The sequence below is a fragment of the Stenotrophomonas sp. PUT21 genome (genome assembly GCF_052232875.1).
GTDB lineage: Bacteria > Pseudomonadota > Gammaproteobacteria > Xanthomonadales > Xanthomonadaceae > Stenotrophomonas > Stenotrophomonas maltophilia_N.
In genome coordinates, this window is the sequence record NZ_CP197645.1 from 3,015,393 (window position 1) to 3,039,283 (window position 23,891).

The 23,891-nt window shown below is 66.6% G+C and carries 17 protein-coding genes and 1 pseudogene; 7 read left to right on the forward strand and 11 right to left on the reverse strand.

Features of this window, described 5'->3' with window-relative positions; translation table 11 throughout:
- Positions 1-3: 3 nt before the first annotated feature.
- The 3 genes from ACTT2I_RS13735 to ACTT2I_RS13745 form a co-directional block, all read right to left on the reverse strand.
- A complete protein-coding gene (locus ACTT2I_RS13735) occupies positions 4-1,602 on the reverse strand; it encodes a hypothetical protein (protein WP_421099083.1) in 1,599 nt (532 codons plus the stop codon).
- 110 nt (positions 1,603-1,712) lie between these two features.
- A complete protein-coding gene (locus ACTT2I_RS13740; protein WP_293984136.1) occupies positions 1,713-3,434 on the reverse strand; it encodes a thiamine pyrophosphate-dependent enzyme in 1,722 nt (573 codons plus the stop codon).
- A gap of 105 nt (positions 3,435-3,539) precedes the next feature.
- Positions 3,540-4,022: a DUF3574 domain-containing protein gene (locus tag ACTT2I_RS13745; RefSeq protein WP_421099082.1), complete on the reverse strand. Its 483-nt coding sequence runs from the start codon at positions 4,020-4,022 to the stop codon at positions 3,540-3,542.
- A 243-nt stretch (positions 4,023-4,265) separates the two neighbouring features.
- On the opposite strand from ACTT2I_RS13745, the gene ACTT2I_RS13750 reads away from it, so the two are divergent.
- The 4 genes from ACTT2I_RS13750 to otsA all read left to right on the forward strand — a co-directional run bounded on the left by ACTT2I_RS13750 (position 4,266) and on the right by otsA (position 10,847).
- Entirely contained in the window at positions 4,266-6,716 is a 2,451-nt protein-coding gene (locus tag ACTT2I_RS13750) for a TonB-dependent receptor plug domain-containing protein (RefSeq protein WP_421099081.1), read from the forward strand.
- A 143-nt stretch (positions 6,717-6,859) separates the two neighbouring features.
- Positions 6,860-7,618, forward strand: coding sequence for a trehalose-phosphatase (gene otsB, locus ACTT2I_RS13755; protein ID WP_088433909.1), 759 nt, complete (start codon positions 6,860-6,862; stop codon positions 7,616-7,618).
- A gap of 86 nt (positions 7,619-7,704) precedes the next feature.
- A complete protein-coding gene (locus ACTT2I_RS13760; protein WP_421099080.1) occupies positions 7,705-9,486 on the forward strand; it encodes a glycoside hydrolase family 15 protein in 1,782 nt (593 codons plus the stop codon).
- Positions 9,483-10,847, forward strand: coding sequence for an alpha,alpha-trehalose-phosphate synthase (UDP-forming) (gene otsA, locus ACTT2I_RS13765; RefSeq protein WP_088433878.1), 1,365 nt, complete (start codon positions 9,483-9,485; stop codon positions 10,845-10,847). The genes ACTT2I_RS13760 and otsA overlap by 4 nt, the downstream gene beginning before the upstream one ends.
- Before the next feature lie 34 nt (positions 10,848-10,881).
- Here the strand turns inward: otsA and ACTT2I_RS13770 are convergent.
- From ACTT2I_RS13770 to rluD, 3 genes and pseudogenes are all read right to left on the reverse strand, one after another.
- Positions 10,882-10,989, reverse strand: a pseudogene (locus ACTT2I_RS13770) (DCC1-like thiol-disulfide oxidoreductase family protein); the annotation flags it as partial.
- Positions 10,990-11,026: 37 nt separating this feature from the next.
- Complete coding sequence (gene pgeF / locus ACTT2I_RS13775; RefSeq protein WP_088433877.1) at positions 11,027-11,815, reverse strand: peptidoglycan editing factor PgeF; 789 nt, start codon at positions 11,813-11,815, stop codon at positions 11,027-11,029.
- Complete coding sequence (rluD, locus tag ACTT2I_RS13780; protein ID WP_421099079.1) at positions 11,815-12,810, reverse strand: 23S rRNA pseudouridine(1911/1915/1917) synthase RluD; 996 nt, start codon at positions 12,808-12,810, stop codon at positions 11,815-11,817. Before rluD ends, pgeF begins: the two co-directional genes overlap by 1 nt.
- Positions 12,811-12,926: 116 nt before the next feature.
- Between rluD and ACTT2I_RS13785 the strand changes: the two genes are divergently transcribed.
- Positions 12,927-13,811, forward strand: coding sequence for an outer membrane protein assembly factor BamD (locus ACTT2I_RS13785; protein WP_088433876.1), 885 nt, complete (start codon positions 12,927-12,929; stop codon positions 13,809-13,811).
- 200 nt (positions 13,812-14,011) lie between these two features.
- Here ACTT2I_RS13785 and ACTT2I_RS13790 read toward each other — a convergent pair whose 3' ends face one another.
- From ACTT2I_RS13790 to sucC, 3 genes are all read right to left on the reverse strand, one after another.
- The gene (locus tag ACTT2I_RS13790; RefSeq protein WP_088433875.1) at positions 14,012-15,646 is read right to left on the reverse strand and encodes an NAD+ synthase; all 1,635 of its coding nucleotides are present in this window, start codon (positions 15,644-15,646) and stop codon (positions 14,012-14,014) included.
- A gap of 233 nt (positions 15,647-15,879) precedes the next feature.
- Positions 15,880-16,755: a succinate--CoA ligase subunit alpha gene (gene sucD / locus ACTT2I_RS13795; protein ID WP_019183943.1), complete on the reverse strand. Its 876-nt coding sequence runs from the start codon at positions 16,753-16,755 to the stop codon at positions 15,880-15,882.
- A gap of 21 nt (positions 16,756-16,776) precedes the next feature.
- Positions 16,777-17,946 carry an ADP-forming succinate--CoA ligase subunit beta gene (gene sucC, locus ACTT2I_RS13800; RefSeq protein WP_293983307.1) on the reverse strand — a complete coding sequence of 390 codons (1,170 nt, stop codon included), beginning with the start codon at positions 17,944-17,946 and terminating at the stop codon, positions 16,777-16,779.
- A gap of 333 nt (positions 17,947-18,279) precedes the next feature.
- Here sucC and ACTT2I_RS13805 point away from each other — a divergent pair, with 333 nt between their 5' ends.
- Together ACTT2I_RS13805 and ACTT2I_RS13810 are read left to right on the forward strand one after the other, a co-directional pair.
- Complete coding sequence (locus tag ACTT2I_RS13805; RefSeq protein WP_088432731.1) at positions 18,280-19,893, forward strand: sensor histidine kinase; 1,614 nt, start codon at positions 18,280-18,282, stop codon at positions 19,891-19,893.
- 70 nt (positions 19,894-19,963) lie between these two features.
- Positions 19,964-21,349 (forward strand): sigma-54-dependent transcriptional regulator, encoded by a 1,386-nt coding sequence (locus tag ACTT2I_RS13810; RefSeq protein WP_293983313.1) that lies wholly within the window; start codon positions 19,964-19,966, stop codon positions 21,347-21,349.
- A gap of 49 nt (positions 21,350-21,398) precedes the next feature.
- On the opposite strand, the gene pilB is transcribed toward ACTT2I_RS13810, so the two are convergent.
- Both pilB and ACTT2I_RS13820 read right to left on the reverse strand, forming a co-directional pair.
- Positions 21,399-23,096: a type IV-A pilus assembly ATPase PilB gene (gene pilB / locus ACTT2I_RS13815; RefSeq protein ID WP_421099404.1), complete on the reverse strand. Its 1,698-nt coding sequence runs from the start codon at positions 23,094-23,096 to the stop codon at positions 21,399-21,401.
- Between the two features lie 319 nt (positions 23,097-23,415).
- The gene (locus ACTT2I_RS13820) at positions 23,416-23,865 is read right to left on the reverse strand and encodes a pilin (protein WP_443096691.1); all 450 of its coding nucleotides are present in this window, start codon (positions 23,863-23,865) and stop codon (positions 23,416-23,418) included.
- Positions 23,866-23,891: the final 26 nt, after the last annotated feature.

The window sequence follows — 23,891 nt, forward strand, 5'->3', positions numbered from 1 at the left end:
GCGTCAGGTGCGCTCTGAAGGCTGCTTCTGCAGCGACAACAGCGCCAGCAACCCGGCCAACGCCACATACGCGCCCGTGAACTGCCAGCTGATGATCTTCGGCAGGCCCTCCAGCTGCCACGGCAGGTAGATCCCGCCACGCGGGTCCACCGAGTGGATCAGGCCGAACAGCGTCAGCACCGCAGCCACCAGCAGGAAACCGGAGGCGCGCAGCAGCTTCCCGTCGATCATCGCCACCACCGCCGCGATCCACAGCATCGAGGTGATGATGAAGCCGTTGCCCAGGGTGAAGATCACCGCCAGCTCGGGCAGGCCATGCCCATCCAGGGTGGAGGTCATCACCGCCAACTGTTCCGGCGCGATCCAGCCGGGCGCCTTGATCGCCAGCAGGTACGCCACCGAGGGCAGGAAGCCGAGCACCATCGCGCCGGCATGTTCGCGCGGCGTGGCCTGGAACGCCTGGGTGGTGATATCGATCGCCACGTACACGATGATCGGCGCCAGCACCGCCAGCGGCAGCCACTGCACCAACCCGGAGATCACGCCCAGCATGCCGCCGATGCCAACGAACAGGCCGGTCAGCAGCGTGTACCCGCTGCGCGCACCCATGTGCTTGTAGGCCGGCTGGCCGATGTACGGCGTGGTCTGCGCCACACCGCCGCAGAGGCCAGCCACCAGCGTGGCGACAGCTTCCACCAGCAGGATGTCGCGGGTGCGGTAATCGTCACCGGCAGCGCGCGCGCTCTCGGAGACGTTGATGCCACCCACCACCATCAGCAGGCCGAACGGCAGCAGCAGCGGCAGGTAGGTGGTCGCGGTCGGCAGACCGTCGATGAAGCCCAGGGTCGGCCACGGCAGCACCACCTGCGGCGGCACCCACTCCGGCACCTTGAAGCCCGGTGCGCCCAGCCCGGCAAGCCCGAGGCCGTAGTACAGGATCGTGCCGAACACGAACGCGACCAGCACGCCGGGCGCGCGGATCGGCAGCGTCCGCTTGGCGATCAGCACGTACAGCAGCAGCCCCAGGGTGACGAAGCCGACGACCGGCGAGCGCAGCGTTTCCAGCAGCGGCAGGAAGCCCATCAGTACGATCGCGATACCGGCGATCGAGCCGAGCAGCGAGGCCCGCGGCAGCGCGCGGGTGACCGCTTCGCCGAAGAAGGACAGGATCACCTTCAGCACGCCCATGATCACCAGCGAGGCCATGCCCAGCTGCCAGGTGGCGATGGCCGCATCATGCGGGGCCAGCCCTTGGCCCTTGAAGGCAAGGAAGGCCGGGCCGAGCACCAGCAGCGCCATGCCGATGCTGGTCGGCGCATCCAGGCCGAGCGGCATCGCGGTGACATCATCGCGGCCGGTGCGCGCGGCCAGGCGCCGGGCCATCCAGGTGTAGAGCACATTGCCGACCAGCACGCCGAAGGCGGTGCCCGGGAACATGCGGCCGAACACTACATCGGCAGGGAACTGGAAGATGCCGACCAGCGCCATCGCGATGAAGCCGAGGATCGACAGATTGTCGACCACCAGACCGAAGAAACCGTTGAGATCGCCGGCAACGAACCAGCGGGGGCGTCCAGTGGGGACGGGAGCAGTGGCGGACATGCGCAGGGCGGCCGTGGGGAGGGGGTAGCCGATGGTAGGGCCTCACCGCCGCCAGTAACAGGCGCATGGATGGAACGGCGGGGGACGCGGGCGTGCGCCCCCCGCCCGGATCAGGGCTTGTTGAGGAAGTTGTTCGCCAACAGGTCCCGCACATCGCCGACCCGCCCGCTGAGCAGGGCCTTGGCCGCATACAGCGCGGTGCCGGCCACCTGCTTGGCCTCTACCTGCGGCGGCATCACCAGCTCGGTCGGGCTGGTGTGCACATCCAGCAGCGCCGGGCCCGGATGGGCCAGGATGTCCTGCACGGCCTGCTCCAGGTCTTCGGAGCGGGTCACGGTGCGGCCATAGAAGCCGATCACTTCGGCCAGGCGGCCGAAATCGGGGTTCTTCAGGTCGGTGTAGTTGTCCAGCAGGCCTTCGACCTTCTGCTCCAGCTCCACGAAATTCAGCGAGCTGTTGTTGTAGACCACCACCTTGATCGGCAGATTTTCCTGCACCGCGGTGAGCAGATCGCCGAGCAGCATCGCCAGGCCACCGTCACCGGACAGCGAGATCACCTGCCGGCCCGGGTAGGCCTTCTGCAGGCCCAGCGCCTGCGGCATGGCGTTGGCCATCGTGCCGTGCAGCAGGCTGGTCAGGGTGCGGCGGCGACCATTGACGCGGATATGGCGCAGGATCCACACCATCGGCGAGCCGCCGTCGGCGGTGAACAGGGCATCGTCGGCGGCGTGCCGGTCGATCAGCGCGGTCAGATGCTGCGGGTGGATCAGCTCGCCCTCGCCCGGCTGCTCTTCCTTGGCCCGCGTGGCCAGGGCCTTCTCGCGGTGCTCCAGGCATTCGTCCAGGAAGCTGCGGTCATCGCGTTCGGGCAGCAACGGCAGCAGCGCCTCCAACGTGGGGCCGATATCGCCGACCACGCCCAGGTTCACGGGATGGCGGCGGCCCAGGTGGCTGCCATCGCGATCCACCTGGATCAGCGTGGCCTTGTCCGGGTAGTACTGGCCCCATGCGAAATCCGCCCCGAGCAGCAGCAGCGTGTCGCAGGCCATCAGCGTGTGGTACCCGGACTCGATGCCGAAGATGCCGGTCATGCCCATGTTGTACGGGTTGTCGTACTCCACGAAATCCTTCGCGCGCGAGGTATGCGCGATCGGCGCCTTGAGCCTGGCCCCGAGGGCGACCAGCGCATCGTGTGCATGCTCGCAGCCGGCGCCGGCATAGATGCCGATCCGCTTGCCCTCACCGATCAGGGCGGCAATGCGTTGCAGTTCATCGTCCGAGGGTCGCAGCACCGGCTGGGTGTAGTGCACCGAGAACGGCACATCGTGCTTGACCTCGGCTTCGCTGATATCGGCCGGCAGGATCACCACCGCCACGCCGCGACGGCTGATCGCCGCCTGGCAGGCCAGCGTCACCACACGTCGTGCCTGCTCCGGGCTGTGCACCTGCTCGCAGAACACGCTGCAGCTGCTGTACACCGCCTTGAAATCGACTTCCTGCGGAAACTCCATGCCCAGCTCGGCGGTGACCACCTGGCTGGCGATCAGCACCATCGGCGCGCGGTTGCGGTTGCTCTCGAAGATGCCGTTGATGAAGTGCAGACCACCCGGCCCGCAGGAGCCGGCGCAGGCGGTCAGCTGCCCGCTGATCAGCGACTCGGCGCCGGCCGCGAACGCCGCGACCTCTTCGTGGCGCATGTGCACCCACTCGATGTCACTGCGATGGAGCGCATCGGTGACATGGTTGAGGGTGTCGCCGACGATGCCGTAACAGTGGCGGACGCCGGCGGCCTGGAGAGTGTCGACCACGATCTCGGCAACACGCTTGCTCATGACAGGACTTCCTCGATGCGGGAGGCCCGATCCTAGCGATGCGCGGGTGACACTGATGTGGTCGGTGCGGCGCGCGTCAACGCGTCGCACCGTGACACCGCCCGGTCAGAACGAGACTTCAACCGCCTGCTGCGCCCACAGCACCGACTGGTGCCCGGTCGCCTGCTTCCATGCCAGGCGGATCGCTTCGATGTCAGCGCGGCGCTGCGGCGTGTTCTCGTGCAGGACCACCAGCACCTTGGTACGCAGGCGGTTCGGCTCGGGCGCGCCGCGGAACAGCCACTGGCCGTAAGCATCGAACACGGTCAGGCCGTCCGGGAAGCGCGGGGTGACTTCCTTGTCGAGGAAGGCGCGCCATTGCGCGTCGGTGATGCCCTCGGTCTGCGGGCGGTCGGCCACGCCGCTCTCTTCGCCCACGCCGAAATACAGCTCACTGCGCACCCAGCCGGCGGCAGCGTCCGGGCGCGCGGCGTCGCCCTGCAGCGTGGCCGTGGCGGCGACCGGCGGGGTCGGCTTGGCAGCCGGGGCAGCGGTGGCACAGCCGCTGGTGGCCAGGACCAGGGCAATCAGGATGGTGCGGAACGACATGGACAACTCTCCGGAAACACAGGGACAGGCAGGGGAAGGAGCGTGCCGGACATCCGGGTCCGGCGCAGATCGCCAACGGCTATCTGCTGATAACCACCCCGATGGGACTTGCGTCACACAGGGCGATCACGCGAAGATAATATATCGCTTCATCCGGATGGATTGGTAGTTCCGACCATTGGTCGGGGTCTCCCGCTCCTCCCTCCCCCGCCCCTCCCCCCTCGTCGTTCTGCTGGAGTCCGCATGTCCCGTCCGTCCGCGTCGCGCCTTGGCCTTGCCATCGCGCTCGTCCTCTCCTCCCCCCTGCTGGCCCAGGACGTACTTGCGCAGGACGCGCCGAACACCGCCAAAACGCTGGACACCGTGATCGTCACCGGTACCCGCGCCATCGACCGGACCGTGCTGGAATCCACCTCCCCGGTGGACGTGCTTACCGCCGAGGACATCCGCAAGGCCGGCGTGGTCAATGGCGAGCTGGGCAGCGCGCTGCAGGCGCTGCTGCCCTCGTTCAATTTCCCGCGCCAGTCCAACTCCGGCGGCGCCGACCATATCCGGGCGGCCCAGCTGCGCGGCCTCTCGCCCGATCAGGTGCTGGTGCTGGTCAACGGCAAGCGCCGCCACAGCAGCGCGCTGGTCAACACCGACAGCAAGATCGGCAAGGGCACCACCCCGGTCGACTTCAACGCGATCCCGGTCAGCGCGATCAAGCGCATCGAGGTACTGCGCGACGGCGCCGGTGCGCTGTACGGCTCCGATGCGGTGGCTGGCGTGATCAACGTGATCCTGGATGACGCGCCCGAAGGCGGCGCGTTCGAAGCCAGCTTCGGCGCCAACCACACCGACCTCAAGGCGATCGACCGCACCATCACCGATGGCCAGACCAGCTACGCCAGCGCCAAGGTCGGCACCGCGCTGGGCGACAAGGGCGGCTTCCTGCGCGTCGGCCTGGAACTGAAGAACCACGAGGGCACCAACCGCGCCGGCTTCGACCAGATCCCGCCGTGGGACCAGACCCCGACCAACCTGGCCCTGCAGGGCAAGCGCAACTACGAGCTTGGCGATGGCAAGACCAAGGATCTGAACGCCTGGTACAACGCACAGCTGCCGTTCGGCGAAACCTCCACGTTCTACAGCTTCGCCACCTTCAACCAGCGCGACAGCGAAGGCGCGAACTACTTCCGCTACCCGGACAGCGACGCCAACTGGGCGCAGATCTACCCGAACGGCTACCGCCCGATCTCCGAGGGCGAGAACCGCGACGTGCAGGCCGTGGCCGGTGCGAAGGGCCAGTGGGGCGAGTGGAACTACGACGCGAGCCTGGATTACGGCGTCAACACCTTCACCTACCGCCTGCGCAACTCGCTCAACGCCTCGCTCGGCCCGACCAGCCCGACCCGGTTCAAGACCGGTGATTACCGCAATGAACTGACGGTGGCGAACCTCGATCTCGGCCGCGTGTTCTCCCAGGGCGATGACATCACCCACAGCCTGGGCCTGGGCCTGGAAGCGCGCCGCGACCATTACCAGACCCGCCCGGGGGATCCGACCAGCTATGCCGCCGGCCCGTTCACGGATCGCCCGACCGGCTCGCAGGCCGGTGGTGGCCTGACCCCGCAGGACGCGACCTCGCTCTCGCGGGATGTCGCCAGCGCCTATGCCAGCCTGTCGAGCCAGTTCGGCGAGCATTTCTCCAGCGACCTGGCGGCACGTTACGAGCACAGCGATGACTTCGGTGGCGAGCTCACCGGCAAGCTGGGCCTGCGCTATGAGTTCACGCCGGCCTTCGCACTGCGCGGTGCGATCTCCAACAACTTCCGCGCGCCCTCGCTGGCGCAGATCGGCTACGAATCCACCTCCACCGGCTACAACGCCGCCGGCCAGTTGGTGCAGGGCCGGGTGCTGTCGGTCAACAATCCGATCGCGCGTGGCCTGGGCGCCACCGATCTGAAGCCGGAGAAGTCGCTCAATACCAGCCTGGGCTTCACCAGCCGCATCGGCGACCACTTCGATGTCTCGCTGGACTTCTTCCAGATCGACATCGATGACCGCATCGCGCTGTCGGAAAGCATCACCGGTGACGCGCTGACCGATTACGTGCAGCAGCAGTTCGGCGTGGCCGGCCTGCAGAGCGCCAGCTTCTTCGTCAATGCCGCCGATACGCGCACCCGCGGTGCGGAACTGGTGAGCAACTGGCGGCAGTCGCTGGGGGATGGCGAGCTGGTGCTGACCGGCACCTACGCCTACACCAAGACCACGCTGAAGAACGTGCTTGCCACCCCGCCGGGCCTGCTCGCGCTGGATCCGGACTACGTGCTGTTCGGCGTGGAAGAGACCAATACGTTGACCGATGCCACCCCGCGCACACGCGCTGCGCTCGCGGCCAGCTGGGCCAACGACCGCTGGTCGCTGAGCAGCCGTCTCAGCCGCTATGGCAGCGTCACCCGGGTGTTCAACTTCGGTGACGGCTACATTCCGCGCCAGACCTACGGCGCCGAGTGGCAGCTGGATGCCGAAGTGGAGTACAAGATCACCCCGCAGTGGAGCGTGGCGCTGGGTGGGCAGAACCTGACCGACAACTATTCGGACCTGTCCAACGACGACATCTACTACTTCGGCAACCTGCCGTATGACGTGCTGTCACCGATCGGCAGCAATGGTGCGTATTACTACGGGCGCGTGCGATATACGTTCTGACGGGGTGCAGCCGACCAACGGTCGGCTCTACCGTCGGATGTGTGCAGCCGACCGATGGTCGGCTCTACCGTGGGTGAACGGGGAGGCTGTGTGACGTGATGCCATGACCTGGCGATCACACCCACGCTGGCATGTTGGTCACCATGGCCAACGACTTCCCCCAACGTCCGCCGCCGCCGCTGCTGGACGATGCCTGTGCGCTGTTCTTGGACGTGGATGGCACCCTTATCGAATTCGCGGACGACCCCGAGTCGGTCGCGCTGCTGCCCGATGTGCGTGAAGCCATCGGGCGCATCAGCGACCGCCTGGATGGCGCGGTCGCCCTGATCAGCGGGCGCCCGCTTGCCCAGCTGGATAAACTCTTCGCTCCCCTGAGCCTGCCCGCCGCGGGCCTGCATGGCCACGAACTGCGCAACCATGAACAGCGCGCGCAGAGCAGCGATCCCTCCGCCGATACCAGTGAGTGGCTGCATGCCCTGCACCAGCAGGCGATGCGGTTCGCGCACGGCTATCCCGGCGTGCTGGTGGAAGACAAGGGCCGCAGCCTGGCCCTGCATTGGCGCGGTGCGCCGCACGCCGCCAATGATGTGCGCGCCTTCGCGGAACGGCATATCCGCGGGCACGGCGGTTACCGGCTGCAGCCCGGCGACCATGTGATCGAGTTCCTGCCCGAAGGCAGCGACAAGGGCCGTGCGATGCGGCAGCTGATGCTGCAGCCGCCGTTCCGGGACCGCATGCCGGTGTTCGTCGGCGATGACCTCACCGATGAATTTGGCTTTGGCGCGGCCAACGATCTGCATGGCTGGAGCGTGCTGGTTGGTGCGCGCGAACCCAGCGATGCGGTGTTCGCGCTGCCGACGATACGCAGCGTGCACGCCTGGCTTCGCGAGAATGCCTACTGATGCCTTGATTCCAAGGCCCCCTGACGCCGCGCGCAGGTCTCCCCCACCGGTGTGCCGCCGCGGCATGACACGAGACTTCCTGCATCATGAGCGAACCCGATCTGAATCTGGGCGTGGTCGGCAATGGCAGCTTCGGCGCGCTGATCGACAAGCACGCGCGCGTCGTCTGGAGCTGCCTGCCGACCTTCGACGGCGACCCGACCTTCTGCGCCCTGCTCGGCCCCAATCAACAGGAAGGCGGTGACTTCGGCATCGAGCTGGAGGACATGGTCGACAGCGAACAGAGCTACCTGACCAACACTGCCATCCTGCGCACCGTGCTGCGCGACAAGCACGGCGGCGCGCTGGAAATCATCGATTTCGCGCCGCGCTGGCGCCAGAACGACCGCTTCTACCGGCCGGTCAGCCTGATCCGCCAGGTCCGCCCGCTGTCGGGCAACCCGCGCATCATCGTACGCGCGCGTCCACTGGCCGACTGGGGCGCGCGTGTTCCCGATTCGACCTGGGGCAGCAACCACATCCGCTGGGTGCTGCCCGACCACGTGCTGCGCCTGACCACCGATGTGCCGCTGCGCTTCGTGCGCGACGGCCTGCCGTTCGTGTTGAACCATCCGGTGCACCTCGTGCTCGGCGTGGATGAATCGCTCAACCGCTCACTGAGCGGCTATGTGCAGGACTCGCTCCAGCGCACGCGCGACTACTGGCGCGAATGGGTGCGCTATCTGTCGATCCCGCTGGAATGGCAGGATGCGGTGATCCGCAGCGCGATCACGCTCAAGCTGTGCCAGTACGAGGACAGCGGCGCGATCATCGCCGCGATGACCACCTCCATCCCGGAGGCGCCCGGCAGCATCCGCAACTGGGATTACCGTTACTGCTGGCTGCGCGATGCCGCCTTCGTGGTGCGTACGCTCAACCGCCTCGGTGCGACCCGCACGATGGAGCAGTTCCTCGGTTACATCTTCAACCTGGCCACTGCCGATGGCAGCCTGCAGCCGCTGTACGGCATCAGCTTCGAAGCGAAGCTGGAAGAAAGCGAAGTGCCTTCGCTGTCCGGCTACCGCGGCATGGGCCCGGTGCGCCGTGGCAACCTGGCCTGGGTGCAGCGCCAGCATGATGTGTACGGCAGTGTGGTGCTCGCCTCCACCCAGCTGTTCTTCGATCGCCGCCTGCAGGACCCGGGCGATGCGCACACCTTCGCGCGGCTGGAGCCGCTCGGCGAGCAGGCCTTCACCCTGCACGACGTGCCCGATGCCGGGCTGTGGGAATTCCGCGGCCGCACCGAAGTGCATACCTACACCAGCGCGATGTGCTGGGCCGCCTGCGACCGCCTGTGCAAGATCGCGGTACGGTTGAAGCTGGATGACCGCGCCACTTACTGGCGCGAGCGTGCCGACATCATCCATGCGCGCATCATGCGCGACTCGTGGAGCGAAGAGCTCGGGCACTTCACCGATACCTTCGGCGGGCATCGCCTGGATGCCTCGCTGTTGCTGCTGGCCGACATCGGCTTCATCGACGCCACCGATGCGCGCTTCGTCGCCACGGTCGAGGCGATCGGGCGCGATCTCAAGCATGGCAACGCGCTGTACCGCTACGTGGCGCCGGATGACTTCGGCGAGCCGGAAACCAGCTTCACCATCTGCACGTTCTGGTACATCGATGCGCTCGCGGCGATCGGGCGGCTGGACGAAGCGCGCGAGATGTTCGAGATGCTGCTGGAGCGCCGCAATCACCTGGGCCTGCTCTCCGAGGATCTCGCCTTCGACAATGGCGAGGCCTGGGGCAACTTCCCGCAGACCTATTCGCATGTCGGTCTGATCACCGCCGCCATGCGCCTGTCGCGCAGCTGGCAGGAGGCGTCATGAGCCGCCTGGTCGTCGTCTCCAACCGGGTTGCCGTGCCCGGTGAATCCCGCGCCGGCGGGCTGGCGGTCGGTCTGCTGGCGGCCCTCAAGGAACGCGGCGGCCTGTGGTTCGGCTGGAGCGGCAAGTCGGTCCGCGACAACAGCGGCGCCCTGCACGAGCAGGTCGACGGTGACATCCGCTACGTCACCATGGACCTCAACAAGCGCGACGTGGACGGCTACTACAACGGCTTCGCCAACCGCACGCTGTGGCCGCTGCTGCATTTCCGGCTGGACCTGGTCGACTACGACCGCGCCACGCGCGAAACGTATCGGCGGGTCAATGCGCTGTTCGCCGAGAAGCTCGCGCCGCTGCTGCGCGAAGACGATATTGTCTGGATCCACGATTACCACCTGATCCCGCTCGCCTCGCTGCTGCGCGAGCGCGGCATCGGCTGCCGGATCGGCTTCTTCCTGCACGTGCCGATGCCCTCGGCCGACCTGCTGCAGGCGATGCCGGACCACCTGCGGCTGTTCTCCAGCCTGTACGCCTACGACCTGGTTGGGTTCCAGACCCAGCGCGATGCGGACCGTTTCCAGTCCTATGTGCGTCTGTTCGGCGGTGGGCGCGTGCTGCCGGATGGCGAGCTGGAAGCCCCCGGCGGCCGGCGTTTCCGCGCCGCGGCCTTCCCGATCGGTATCGATACCGACTTCATCGCGCGCCAGGCCAAGGCCGGGGCGAACAAGCCGGCGGTCAAGGACCTGCGCGGCAGCCTGCGCAATCGTCAGCTGGCGATCGGCGTGGATCGCCTCGACTACTCCAAGGGCCTGCCGGAGCGCTTCCAAGGCTTCGAGCGCTATCTGGAGCGCCACCCGGACCAGCACGGCTCGCTGACCTACCTGCAGATCGCCCCGGTCTCGCGCGGGGATGTCACCGAGTACCGCCAGCTGCGCAGCCAGCTGGAGCAGATCGCCGGCCACATCAACGGCGGGCATGCCGCGCCCGACTGGACCCCGCTGCGCTACGTCAACCAGAACTTCACCCATGCCACCCTCACCGGCTTCTACCGGGCGGCGGCAGTGGGCCTGGTGACCCCGTTGCGCGACGGCATGAACCTGGTCGCCAAGGAGTACGTCGCCTCGCAGGACCCCGAAAATCCGGGCGTGCTGGTGCTGTCACTGCTGGCCGGTGCGGCGGATGAATTGAAGCAGGCGCTGCTGGTCAATCCGCATGACCTGGATGGCGTGGCCGATGCGATCGCCACCGCCGCGACCATGCCGCTGAAGAAGCGCGTGGAGCGCTGGCAGGCGATGATGGATCACCTGCGCACCTATGACATCAACCATTGGCGGCAGACCTATCTGCAGGCGCTGGAAGGATGATGCGGCCGGGCGACGGGAGGCGCGTACGGTGGTGCCGGCCGCCCTGCATCGCCGCGAAGCGATAGCGGCCCCGCGTGTCGACGCGCAGCAGGAAACGCGCCCAGCGGCTGCACAGCGCGCAGATGCCATCGAACACGATCACGGGCCGGCGGCCGGTTCTCCAACCGGCCCACGAACAGTCAGGGCGCGATCCACGCCAGGGTGGCCATCCGCCCGGTGCGGCGGTCGCGCCGGTGCGAGTAGAACCGCTGCGGATCGGCCAGGGTGCAGTACTGGCCGCCGCTGATGTGGGCCGCGTCCATCCCGGCGGCCTGCAGGCGCAGGCGGGCCAGCGCGTACAGGTCCACCTTCCAGTGCCCCGGTCGGGTCGCCACGAAGGCCGCCGCGGCGCCCGCGTCGCGCTCGACGAAGGCCTCGAACACGTCCCCGCCGATTTCATACAGCGCCGGCCCGGCGGCTGGGCCCAGCCACGCCTGCAGGTGCGCGGCCGGGGTCTGCATGGCGGCCACGGTGGCCTCCAGCATCCCGTCGGCCAGCCCACGCCAGCCGGCATGGGCAGCCCCGATCTCGCTGCCATCGCGCGCGGCGAAGACCACCGGCAGGCAGTCGGCGGTGAGGATGGTTAGCACCACGCCCGGGACCGAGGTCACGGCGGCATCGGCAGTGGGTTCGGCCTCAACGCCGATGGCCGTTGGCGGCGCAGCGAAGCGCCGCACGCCGGTGCCATGCACCTGGCGCAACCAATGCGGCGCCGAGGGCAGGCCCAACCCGGGCACCAGCAGGTCGCGGTTGCGCTGCACCTGCGCCGGGTCATCCCCGTCGGCGGCGTAGCGGTTGCCCATGTTGAACTGGTCGAACGGCGCCACTGAACCGCCCGCGCCGTAGCGCAGGGTGGTCAGCGCATGGACCCCGCTCGGGGCCTGCCAGTCGGCGGGCAGCACAGGCAGCACGGGCACGGTGGCATCCATCAGCGGCGGTTGCGTTCCTGCTCGGCGAAGCGCTTGCTGTCTTCGCGCAGGGCGTGCAGCAGGGCCTGCATGTCGGCCGGCGGCGGCGCGCTGTTGGTGATCTTCTCGCCGGTGATCGGGTGCACGAACTCCAGCTTTTCAGCGTGCAGCGCCTGGCGCTTGAAGCCGCGCAGTTCGGCGACCAGTTCATCGCTGGCGCCCTTGGGCAGCTTCAGCGCACCGCCATACAACTGGTCGCCGATGATCGGATGACGCAGGTGTGCCATGTGCACGCGGATCTGGTGGGTACGGCCGGTTTCCAGGCGGCATTCCAGCGCGGTGTGCGCACGGAAACGCTCGCGCAGGCGGTAATGGGTGATCGCTTCCTTGCCGTCTTCGCGCACCGCCATGCGGATGCGGTCGCGCGGGTGGCGGTCGATACCGGCGGTGGCGGTACCGCCGGAGACCAGCGCACCCACCACCACGGCCAGGTACTGGCGGTGCACTTCACGCGCGGAGAGCTGCTCGACCAGCGCGGTCTGCGCCTGGATCGTGCGGGCGATCACCATGACACCGCTGGTGTCCTTGTCCAGGCGGTGCACGATGCCCGCGCGCGGCAGCACCGACAGCGACGGGTCGCGGAACAGCAGCGCATTAACCAGGGTGCCGGTCGGGTTGCCCGCGCCCGGGTGGACCACCAGGCCGACCGGCTTGTTGATCACGAACACATGCTCGTCCTCGTACAGGACCTCCAGCGGGATGTCCTCCGGCTCGGCATGGGTCTGGGTGTCGAGCACGACATGCAGGCTGGCCACCTCGCCACCGCGCACGGGGTCGCGCCCGCGCACGGTGTCGCCGTCCAGCAGGACGTCGCCGGACTTGATCCACTCGGTCAGCTTGGACCGGGAGAATTCGGGGAACAGCTCGGCCAGGACCGCGTCAAAACGCCGGCCGGCGGCGGTATCGGGCACGATGGCCTGGCGGGGGGAATCGGAATCAGCAGGGGTATCGGACATGGGGGCACACCGCAATAGGGACAATTTTGGGGTCCGGGCGACCAGTTTCAGTCGCGGGACAGGCCACTAGGCTATCATCGACCCTTCGTATTCCAGCCGCGTCCCGCCCTGACCCCATGATCCGACGCTCCGTTATGCTGTCCGCGCCCGTCCGCCTCGCCGCCCTGATGCTGGTGCTGCTCTTCGTCGCCACCGGCTGTCACCGCGGTACCAAGGGCAAGAATCCGGATGAAGGCCTGCCGGTCGAAACGCTCTACGAGAAGAGCCACAAGCTCATGGAAGGGGGGAACTGGAGCGGTGCCGAAGCCAGCTTCCGCCGCCTGGTAGCCCAGTACCCGTATGGCCCGTACACCGAACAGGCCATGATCGAAAGCGCCTACGCGCAGTACAAGGCCGGCAAGCACGATGACGCGGTGTCCAGCGTGGACCGCTTCATCCGTACCTACCCGACCCACCGCAACATCGCCTACATGTACTACCTGCGCGGCCTGGCCAATGGCAATCGCGACACGGTCTTCCTGCGCCGCGTCTGGTCGCTGGACCCGAGCCGCCGCGACCTGTCGAGCCCGCGCCAGGCCTATGCCGATTTCACCATCGTCACCGAGCGCTACCCCAACAGCCGCTACGCCGCCGATGCGCGCCAGCGGATGATCGCCCTGCGCGACGTGTTCGCCCAGTACGAGCTGGACAACGCCCTGTACTACCTGCGCCGCGAGGCGTACGTCTCGGCCGCCGGCCGCGCCAACTTCCTGCTGGAGAACTACCCGCAGAGCGCGTTCCAGTACGACGCCGTGGCCGCCCTGGGCGAGGCCTACACCCACCTGGGCAACAAGACCCTGGCCGACGATGCCCGCCGCGTGCTCGAGCTGAACCAGCCCGACCACCCGTGGCTGCAGGGCAAGTGGCCGAAGTACCCGTGGATGGTCCGCAAGCTGAACCCGTTTGCCGGCGAGAAGTCCGCCAGTACCGGTGAACGCAACGCCACGATGAACCGCAAATAATAGAAAAGGCCCCGAAAGGGGCCTTTTTTATTACCCGGTGGCGACGCCGACGAGGTGTCGCGGCAGCGACGCCAGTAGCGCCGACCGTTGGTCGGCTGCTCTCCGCACCCCGGGCGCCCTTCCCCGGCCGCCCTTCGACGCCCGCTCCACGCCCCACGCCCCCGGCGCCTACCAACGGTCGGCACCTACCGGCTTGGCGCCTACCCCTTGTACCCATTGCTGATCGGATACCGGCGCTCACGCCCGAAAGCGCGGCGCGAGACCTTCGGCCCCGGGGCCGCCTGGTGGCGCTTCCACTCGCTGGTGCGCACCAGGCGCAGCACACGGTCCACCACCTCGGCGGCGTACCCGGCGGCCACGATCTCCTCGCGCGACTGCTCCTGGTCCACGTAGCGGTACAGGATGCCGTCCAGCACGTCGTAGGCCGGCAGCGAGTCCTGGTCGGTCTGGTTGGCGCGCAGTTCGGCCGAGGGCGGGCGGGAAATCACCGCCGGCGGGATCACCGGGGCGCCGCCCACGGTATTGCGCCACTTGGAGAGCCCGAACACCTCCGTCTTGTACAGGTCCTTGAGCGGGGCATAGCCGCCGCACATGTCCCCGTAGATGGTGGCGTAGCCCACCGCGTACTCGCTCTTGTTGCCGGTGGTCAGCAGCAGCCCGCCGAACTTGTTGGAGAGCGCCATCAGGATCACGCCACGGCTGCGCGACTGCAGGTTCTCTTCGGTCACATCCGCGGCCTGCCCCTCGAACATCGGGCCGAGCGCGGCCATCAGGCCCTCGAACACCGGCTCGATCGAGACCGCCTCCAGCGTCACACCCAGCGCGCGGCACTGCTCGGCCGCCAGGTCGTTGGACATGTCCGCCGTGTAGCGCGACGGCAGCCGCACCGCGGTGACATTGGCCGCGCCCAGCGCGTCCACCGCCATGGCCAGCACCAGCGCCGAATCGATACCGCCGGACAGGCCCAGCCAGACCTTCTTGAAGCCGTTCTTGCGGCAGTAGTCCTGGATGCCGCGGGTCACCGCACGCCAGGCCAGCGCGTCCATGCTCTCGTCGCCATCGTCGATCCACTCGCGCGGCAGGAAGCGGCGGGTGCCGGCGTCGTAATCCACCACCAGCCACTGGTCGGTGAAAGCTGCCGCGGCCGGGTGCACCGTGCCGTCGCCGTCAGCGACCACCGAGGCGCCATCGAACACCAGTGCGTCCTGCCCCCCCACCACATTGAGGTAGGCGATCGCCGCCCCGCTCTCACGGGTCCGCTCAGCCAGCAGCGCGTCGCGCTGGGCGTGCTTGCCGCGCTCGTAGGGGGAGGCATTGGGCACCACCACCAGCTGCGCGCCCGCACGGACGGTGTCTGCCAGCGGCTCGGCGAACCACAGGTCTTCGCAGACCAGCACGCCGACCGGCACGCCCTTCAGCTCGAACACGCAGCTGCCGCCGTCCGGGTCGACATCGAAGTAACGGCGCTCATCGAACACCGCGTAGTTGGGCAGCTCGCGCTTGCGATAGGTGTGTTCGACCTTGCCATCGCGCAGCACGCTGGCCGCGTTGTAGACCACCGCGCCAGCGGCCTGCGGCCAACCGACCACCGCGGCGATGCCGGTGGTGGCGGCGGCGATGCGCGCCAGCGCCTGCTGGCAGTCGTAGAGGAAGCCCGGGCGCAGCAGCAGATCCTCCGGCGGGTAGCCGCTGATCGCCAGCTCCGGGAACACCACCAGCTCGGCACCGTACTCATCGCGCGCCTCGGCGATCATCGCGATGATGTTGTCGGTGTTCTGCGCCACCGCGCCAACCGGGAAATCGAACTGCGCCAGGGCAATGCGGAGCGACGTCATGGGGTTCCAGCCTGTAGGTGTACTGCGCTCATTGTAGTGCCGGCTGCTGGCCGGCAACCACGCGCGCGTGCGGCGTCATGCGCAGCCGGCCAGCGGCCGGCGCTGCGCAGATCGGGCGATGACCGTTTGGCGATCGCGCCAACGCAGAAGGCCGCCCGGAGGCGGCCTTCTGTTTTACGCAGCCGACCAACGGTCGGCTCTACCGGACGTCGGCCGCGGATGCGGCCGGCGTCTTATTTCACCAGCTTGGCGATGGCAGCGCCCAGATCGCCCGGCGAACGGACGGTCACAACGCCAGCAGCTTCCATGGCGGCAAACTTGCCTTCCGCGGTGCCCTTGCCGCCCGATGCGATCGCACCGGCGTGGCCCATGCGCTTGCCGGCCGGAGCCGAGGCGCCCGCGATGAAACCGACGACCGGCTTCTTCACGTGGTTCTTGATGTACTCGGCACCGGCTTCTTCAGCGTCGCCGCCGATTTCGCCGACCATGATGATGCCTTCGGTCTGCGGATCTTCGTTGAACAGCTTCAGGCAGTCGACGAAGTTCAGGCCGTTGATCGGGTCACCACCGATACCGATGCAGGTGGACTGGCCCAGGCCGACTTCGGTGGTCTGCTTGACCGCTTCATAGGTCAGGGTGCCCGAACGCGACACGATGCCGATCTTGCCCGGCTGGTGGATGTGGCCCGGCATGATGCCGATCTTGCACTCACCCGGGGTGATGACGCCCGGGCAGTTCGGCCCGATCAGCACGGTGTCCGGATGCGAACGGGTCAGCACGTTCTTGACGCGCAGCATGTCCAGCACCGGAATGCCTTCGGTGATGCACACGATGACCTGGATGCCAGCAGCAGCGGCTTCCAGGATCGCATCAGCCGCGTACGGCGGCGGCACGTAGATGACCGAGGCATTGGCGCCGGTGCTCTGCACGGCGTCGGCAACGGTGTTGAAGACCGGCAGGTCGATGTGGGTGGTGCCGCCCTTGCCGGGGGTCACGCCGCCAACAACCTGGGTGCCGTACTCGATCATCTGAGTGGCGTGGAAGGTGCCCTGCTGGCCGGTGAAGCCCTGCACGATCACCTTGGTGTTCTTGTTAATCAAAACAGACATGGGAATTCCTTGGTGTCGGTATCAGGCGGCGTTCTTGACAGCTTCGACGATCTTCTTGGCACCGTCGTTGATGTTGTCAGCCGGGATGATGGCCATGCCGCTGTCGCGCAGCAGCTGCTTGCCTTCTTCCACGTTGGTGCCTTCCAGGCGCACCACGACCGGAACCTTGACGCCCACTTCCTTCACAGCGGCGATGATGCCTTCGGCAATCATGTCGCAGCGGACGATGCCGCCGAAGATGTTGACGAAGATGCCTTCGACCTTGTCCGAGGACAGGATCAGCTTGAACGCTTCGATGACGCGCTGCTTGTTGGCACCGCCGCCCACGTCCAGGAAGTTCGCCGGCTCGCCGCCGTTGAGCTTGATGACGTCCATGGTGGCCATGGCCAGGCCGGCGCCGTTGACCATGCAGCCGATGTTGCCGTCCATGGTGACGTAGTTGATGTCCAGCTCCGAAGCGATCACTTCGGTCGGATCTTCCTGGGTCTTGTCGCGCATGGCGACCAGCGCCTTCTGACGGAACGCGGCGTTGTCGTCGCTGTCGAACTTGCCGTCCAGCGCGTACAGGTTGCCGTCGTCCAGGATGGCCAGCGGGTTGATTTCAACCAGGGCCAGGTCCTTTTCGTTGAACAGGCGGTACAGGTTCACCATGATGTTGGCGAACTGGCCGGCCTGCTTGGCGGTCAGGCCCAGCTTGAAGCCGAAATCACGGCCGTGGTAACCCTGCACGCCTTCAACGAAATCGACGTTGAGCGAGTGGATCAGCTCCGGGGTTTCAGCGGCGACCTGCTCGATCTCCACGCCGCCTTCCGAAGAGGCGATGTAGGTGATGGTCTTGGTGCCACGGTCAACCAGCACCGACAGGTACAGTTCCTTGACGATCTCACCGGCGGTGGTCACCAGCACCAGGTTGACCGGCAGTTCAACGCCGGCGGTCTGGTAGGTGGCCATCTTGGTGCCGAGCATCTTGGCCGCAGCGGCCTTCACGTCGTCGGTGGTCTTGCAGAACTTGACGCCGCCAGCCTTGCCGCGGCCGCCAGCGTGGATCTGCGCCTTGACCATCCAGGGGCCCTGGCCCAGGGCGTTGGCAGCTTCAACCGCTTCGTCCGGGGTAGCCGCGACCTTGCCGGCCGGAACGGGAATGCCGTACTCGGCAAGCAGCTGTTTTGACTGGTATTCGTGGAAATTCATGCGTCACCGTGGGAATAGGAACGACCGCACGCATCTCCAAGGCTCCCTCACGGGGGCGCCGGTAAGGACCGCGGCGGGCCCACTATTGTGGACGACCCGGCGCGCAGGCGCAAAGAAGTCAGTCCCAGGACACGCGCGGGGAGCCGTTTCCGGCGCAATTTCAGACAGTTGCGGAAGGTGCCGGAAACAGCCGCCCGGGCCCCTTCCGGCACGGCCGCGCAGCTGAGCCGCACCCGCGCACCGCCCGGCCTTCACACGCCCCGCCCCGGCCGCCCGCCCCCAAACCCGGCTGGACCCCCTACACTGCCCCCATGCCAGAAGGGGAGTTCCGGCGTGTCACCCAGTGCTTCATTGATCGACCGCATCGAATCGATACCGCGGCGCGAGCTGTATTTCTTCGCGCTGTACCGCCTGCTGATGGCCACCGTCATCGGCGCGCTGCTGTTCAGCCCGTTGAGCGGGCTGGTCGGCACCGCTGACCACCCCAGGCTGGCGACCATCGTGGCCAGCGGCTACCTGGTGGTGGCCGTGCTGGTGTTGCTGTTCGGGCGCAACGAGCGCTGGCTGCGCACCATCGTGGTGTGGAGCGTGGCCGCCGACATCATCGCCGCCACCCTGCTCGCCCACGCGCTGCCCGGGGCCAGCGCGGGCATCTCGATGTCGCTGCTGTTCAACATCGCCGCCGCCGCGACCCTGCTGCCGCTGAGCATGGGGCTGGGCCTGGCCACTGCCGCCAGCGCGGCCACCGCCGGCGAATACCTCTGGAAGCAGCTCGAGGGCGGCGACCCGACCCGCACCCTGGCCGAGCTGGCCATGTTCGTCACCAGCTACCTGGCCATCGCCTTCATCAGCTACCAGGTCGGCAACCGCGCCCGCATGAACCAGCAGCTGGCCAACCAGCGCGGCGATGAAGTGGCCAACCTGTTCCAGATCAACGAGCTGATCATCCGCCGCATGCGCACCGGCGTGATCGTGGTGGACGGCGCCAACCGCATCACCCTGGCCAACGAGGCTGCCTCCACGCTGCTCGGCGATGCCGACGGCAACAGTGGCAGCGGCAAGCTGGAACTGGGCAGTGCCGCGCCGGAGCTGAGCCGCCGGCTGCTGCGCTGGCGCAATGGCTGGACCAACGAAGAAATGCCGCTGCAGCTTTCGCCGGACCAGCCCGAAGTGCAGCCACGCTTTGCCCGCCTGCTGGCCGGCAGCGACCTCACCCTGGTGTTCCTGGATGACTCCACCGTGGTCTCGCGGCGTGCCGAGTCCTTGACGCTCTCGGCGATGGGGCGCTTCTCGGCCAGCCTGGCCCATGAGATCCGCAACCCGCTGGCAGCGATCAACTACGCCGCCCAGCTGCTGGAAGAATCCACCGATATCGGCGACACCGACCGCCGCCTGCTGCAGATCATCAACCAGCAATGCCAGCGCACCAACGGCATCGTCGAAAGCGTGCTCGGGCTGGCGCGGCGCGAGCGTGCCAATCCGGAGAACGTGGATCTGGCCGCGTTCGTGCGCCGCTTCGTGCTCGAGTACAAGCAGGGCCTGTCGCTGGAAACCGACAGCGTGGAGCCGATCATCAGCGAGACCTCGGTGCACGCCCTGGTCGACCCGCGCCACCTGCATCAGATCCTCACCGTGCTGGTGCACAACGCACTCAAGTACGGCCGCGTGGCCGAGGAACCGGCGCGCGTGCGGCTGCGCGTGGCGCGCCAGGACCGCACCGCCATCATCGATGTGATGGACCGCGGCCCCGGCATTCCCGAGACCGTCGCCAGCCAGCTGTTCCGCCCGTTCTTCACCACCTCCGAGCACGGCACCGGGCTGGGCCTGTATATCGCCCGCGAACTGTGCCGCGCCAACCAGGCACGGCTGGAGTACGTCTCGGTGCCCGCCGGTGGCGCCTGTTTCCGGCTGGTGCTGGCCGGCCCGCACACGATGATGGCCGGATGAGCAGCGCACACCCGCACGCCACCGTCAAACATTTGTCGCCAACGACCGCCCTCGGCTATCTTCCTTCCTTATGAATGACACCCGCAGCGCCCTCGTCGTCGATGACGAGCGTGACATCCGCGAACTGCTGGTACTGACCCTGGGCCGCATGGGCCTGCGCATCAGCACCGCGGCCAACCTCGCCGAAGCCCGTGAACTGCTGGCCAGCAATCCGTACGACCTGTGCATCACCGACATGCGCCTGCCCGATGGCAACGGCATAGAACTGGTCACCGAGATCGCCCAGCACTACCCGCGCACGCCGGTGGCGATGATCACCGCGTTCGGCAGCATGGACCTGGCGGTGGAAGCGCTGAAGGCCGGCGCCTTCGATTTCGTCAGCAAGCCGGTGGACATCTCGGTGCTGCGCGGCCTGGTCAAGCACGCGCTGGAGCTCAACAACACCGAACGCGCCGCGCCCGCACCGCTCGCCCCGGAGCAGGCTGCACGCCTGCTCGGCGATTCGCCTTCGATGGATGTGCTGCGTGCCACCATCGGAAAGGTCGCGCGCAGCCAGGCGCCGGTCTACATCCTCGGCGAATCCGGCGTCGGCAAGGAGCTGGTCGCGCGTACCATCCACGCGCAGAGCGCCCGGGCGCCCGGTGCCTTCGTGCCGGTCAACTGCGGCGCGATTCCGTCCGAACTGATGGAAAGCGAGTTCTTCGGCCACAAGAAGGGCAGCTTCAGTGGCGCGCATGCGGACAAGCCCGGCCTGTTCCAGGCCGCGCACGGCGGCACCCTGTTCCTGGATGAAGTGGCCGAGCTGCCGCTGCAGATGCAGGTCAAGCTGCTGCGCGCGATCCAGGAAAAGTCGATCCGCCCGGTCGGTGCCGCCACCGAGGTGCCAGTCGACGTGCGCATCCTTTCGGCCACGCACAAGGACCTGGGCGAGCTGGTCGAAGACGGCCGCTTCCGCCACGACCTGTACTACCGCATCAACGTGATTGAACTGCGCGTGCCGCCGCTGCGCGAGCGCCGCAGCGACCTGCCCGCGCTGGCCGCCTCGATCCTGGCCCGGCTGGCCCGCACCCATGGCCGCCCGACCCCGCTGCTGGCGCCCTCGGCGCTGGAAGCCCTGGCCCAGTACCACTTCCCCGGCAACGTGCGCGAACTGGAAAACATCCTCGAGCGCGCGCTTGCCCTGGCCGAAGAAGACCGCATCGGCGCCAGCGACCTGCGCCTGCCCCAGCATGCCCCGCGCTTCGGGGGCGGCAATGCGCCGCCCACCCAGGAGGAAGCGGTGGTCGATCTGCCGGCCGGCAACGGCGCCCTGCCCTCCTACATCGAGCAGATGGAACGCACCGCGATCCAGAAGGCGCTGGAAGAAAACCGCTGGAACAAGACGCGCACGGCTGCACAGCTGGGCATCACCTTCCGGGCGTTGCGCTACAAGCTGAAAAAGCTGGGGATGGAGTAGAAACAAAAAGGCCCGCTTGCGCGGGCCTTTTCTCATCTGCGGACGCCGATCAATCCTTGGTGACGCGGTTGATCTCGGCCAGCCCGGTCACCCCGGCCGCGGCCTTGATCAGCGCGGACTGGCGCAGATCATTCACCCCGGCCAGCTGCGCGGCCTCGGCGATCTGCAGCGCATTGCCACCGGCCAGCACGATGGTGGAGATCTCATCGGTCATCGGCATCACCTGATACAGACCGGTACGGCCCTTGTAGCCCTCGGTGCACTCATCGCAGCCAACCGGCTCGAACAGCTTGATCCCCGCATCCAGCTGGGCCTGGGTGAAGCCTTCGGCCAGCAGCGCATTGGCCGGCAGTTCCACCGGGCGCTTGCAGTGGTTGCACAGCCTGCGCGCCAGGCGCTGGGCGATCACCAACGTCACCGAGCTGGTGATGTTGTACGGCGCGATGCCCATGTTCATCAGGCGCGCGATGGTCTGCGGCGCATCGTTGGTATGCAGCGTGGAGAGCACCATGTGGCCCGTCTGCGCCGCCTTGATCGCGATCTCGGCCGTTTCCAGGTCACGGATCTCGCCGACCATGATGATGTCCGGATCCTGGCGCAGGAACGAGCGCAGCGCCGCGGCGAAGGTCATGCCGCGCTTGACGTTCTGCTGCACCTGGTTGACGCCGGGCAGGCGGATTTCCACCGGATCCTCAGCCGTGGAGATGTTGCGCGTTTCATCGTTGAGGATGCCCAGCGCGGTATACAGCGAGACCGTCTTGCCCGAACCGGTCGGGCCGGTGACCAGCACCATGCCATACGGCTTGTGGATCGCATCCAGGAACAGCTTCTGCTGCGCCGGCTCGTAACCGAGCTTGTCGATGCCCAACTTGGCCGCGCTGCCATCGAGAATACGCAGCACCACCTTCTCGCCGAACAGGGTCGGCAGGGTGCTGACGCGGAAGTCGATCTGGCGCGTCTTGGAGAGGTTGAGCTTGATACGCCCATCCTGCGGCACGCGCTTCTCGGCGATATCCAGCTGCGCCATCACCTTCAGGCGCGCGGCAATGCGCTGATTGAGCTTGACCGGGGCCTTGGCCACGTTCTTGAGCAGACCATCGATGCGCAGGCGCACGCGGTAGTCGTCTTCGTAGGGTTCGAAGTGGATGTCCGAGGCGCCTTTGCGGATGGCGTCTACGAGGACTTTATTGACGAACTTTACGACCGGGGTGTCGTCGCCTTTGACGTCGACGCCGGAGTCGATGGAGCCGCCCTCTTCGTCTCCTGCGGAGACGTCCAGATCTCCCATCTCGTCGTCACCGCCGAGCGCCGAGCCCAGCGTGTCCTGCTTGGACTGCCACTGCTCCAACGTGCGACGAATCTGGTCTTCATCCACCAGGATCGGCTCCACCACCAGATTGGTGTGGAACTTGATTTCGTCCAGCGAGTGGGTGGGGTTGCTGGTGCCTATGAAGAGTTTTCCGCCACGCTTGAACAGCGGTAACACGTGGTGCTTTCGCAGTAGTTCCTCGCTGACCAAACCCATGGCGTTCTGGTTGTTGTCGAACGCCGAAACATCGAGCAGGGGCATGCCGAACTCAACAGCATTTGCAGCTGCAAGCTGTGCACCCGAAACAATTTTTTTCTGCGCGAACCACTGGGGAAGCGGCAATCTCGCAGCCGTCGCTTGAGTCATTGCCTCGCGCGCGACTGCCTCTTCAAGTGCGCCATCTTGGACAAGACGACGGGCAATCCCAGTAATTCCCACCAAGTTTGCAGCAGTGTTAACTGAGGCGCTCATATGCGGCACTCCAAAGTAACGAAGATTTTTTAGTCAACGAGCGCAGGAATTCAAGCAGAAGATATAGGAGCGCCCGTATCAGTGTGGCGCTGAAGATCACTCATAAATGCATAACCGCACTCGATCGTTGCGTCATTATCGTTACTCTGTCATACCATGGCCTTCAAATCATCTTCATACAACCAATTGGACAAAACAAAAGGCCCCCTCTTACAACATGAGGGGGCCTTCTAGTGCTTGAGTGCAGGCAGCCTATTAGGCACCTTCAACTCTATTAATTGACAGCTTAAGCACCACCGCCATCGCGGAAATTCGAGGGGACAAACTTTGCAGCACAGCCAGCATGCGTACCAACCCACTCAGTGATTTCATTGGTGGTCTCATTGACCGTCGGGGTAAGCGTCAATTCACACTCAGCTGCCGTAGCGCCAGTGTCCTGAGTCGTGACCGTGATAGCGCCATCGGTGCCACTGATTGCCAGATGATCGACGTACTTACTGATGTCAGCAGTAGCCTCGTTGCACCCTGCCTCAGCCAAGGTTGTGGGAAGCGCGTTGGTGGCGGAGAAATATTCCGTCACGGACGTCTTGCATGCGCTCAGAGCCATGACCGACTCGCTGACCTTTGCGCGAATGGTGTAGTCGCGGTATGCCGGCAGCGCAATGGCCGCCAAGATGGCGATGATCGCCACAACGATCATCAGTTCGATCAGGGTAAAGCCCTGCTGCTTCTTCATGAGTACATCCCCTAGAGGTAGAAATA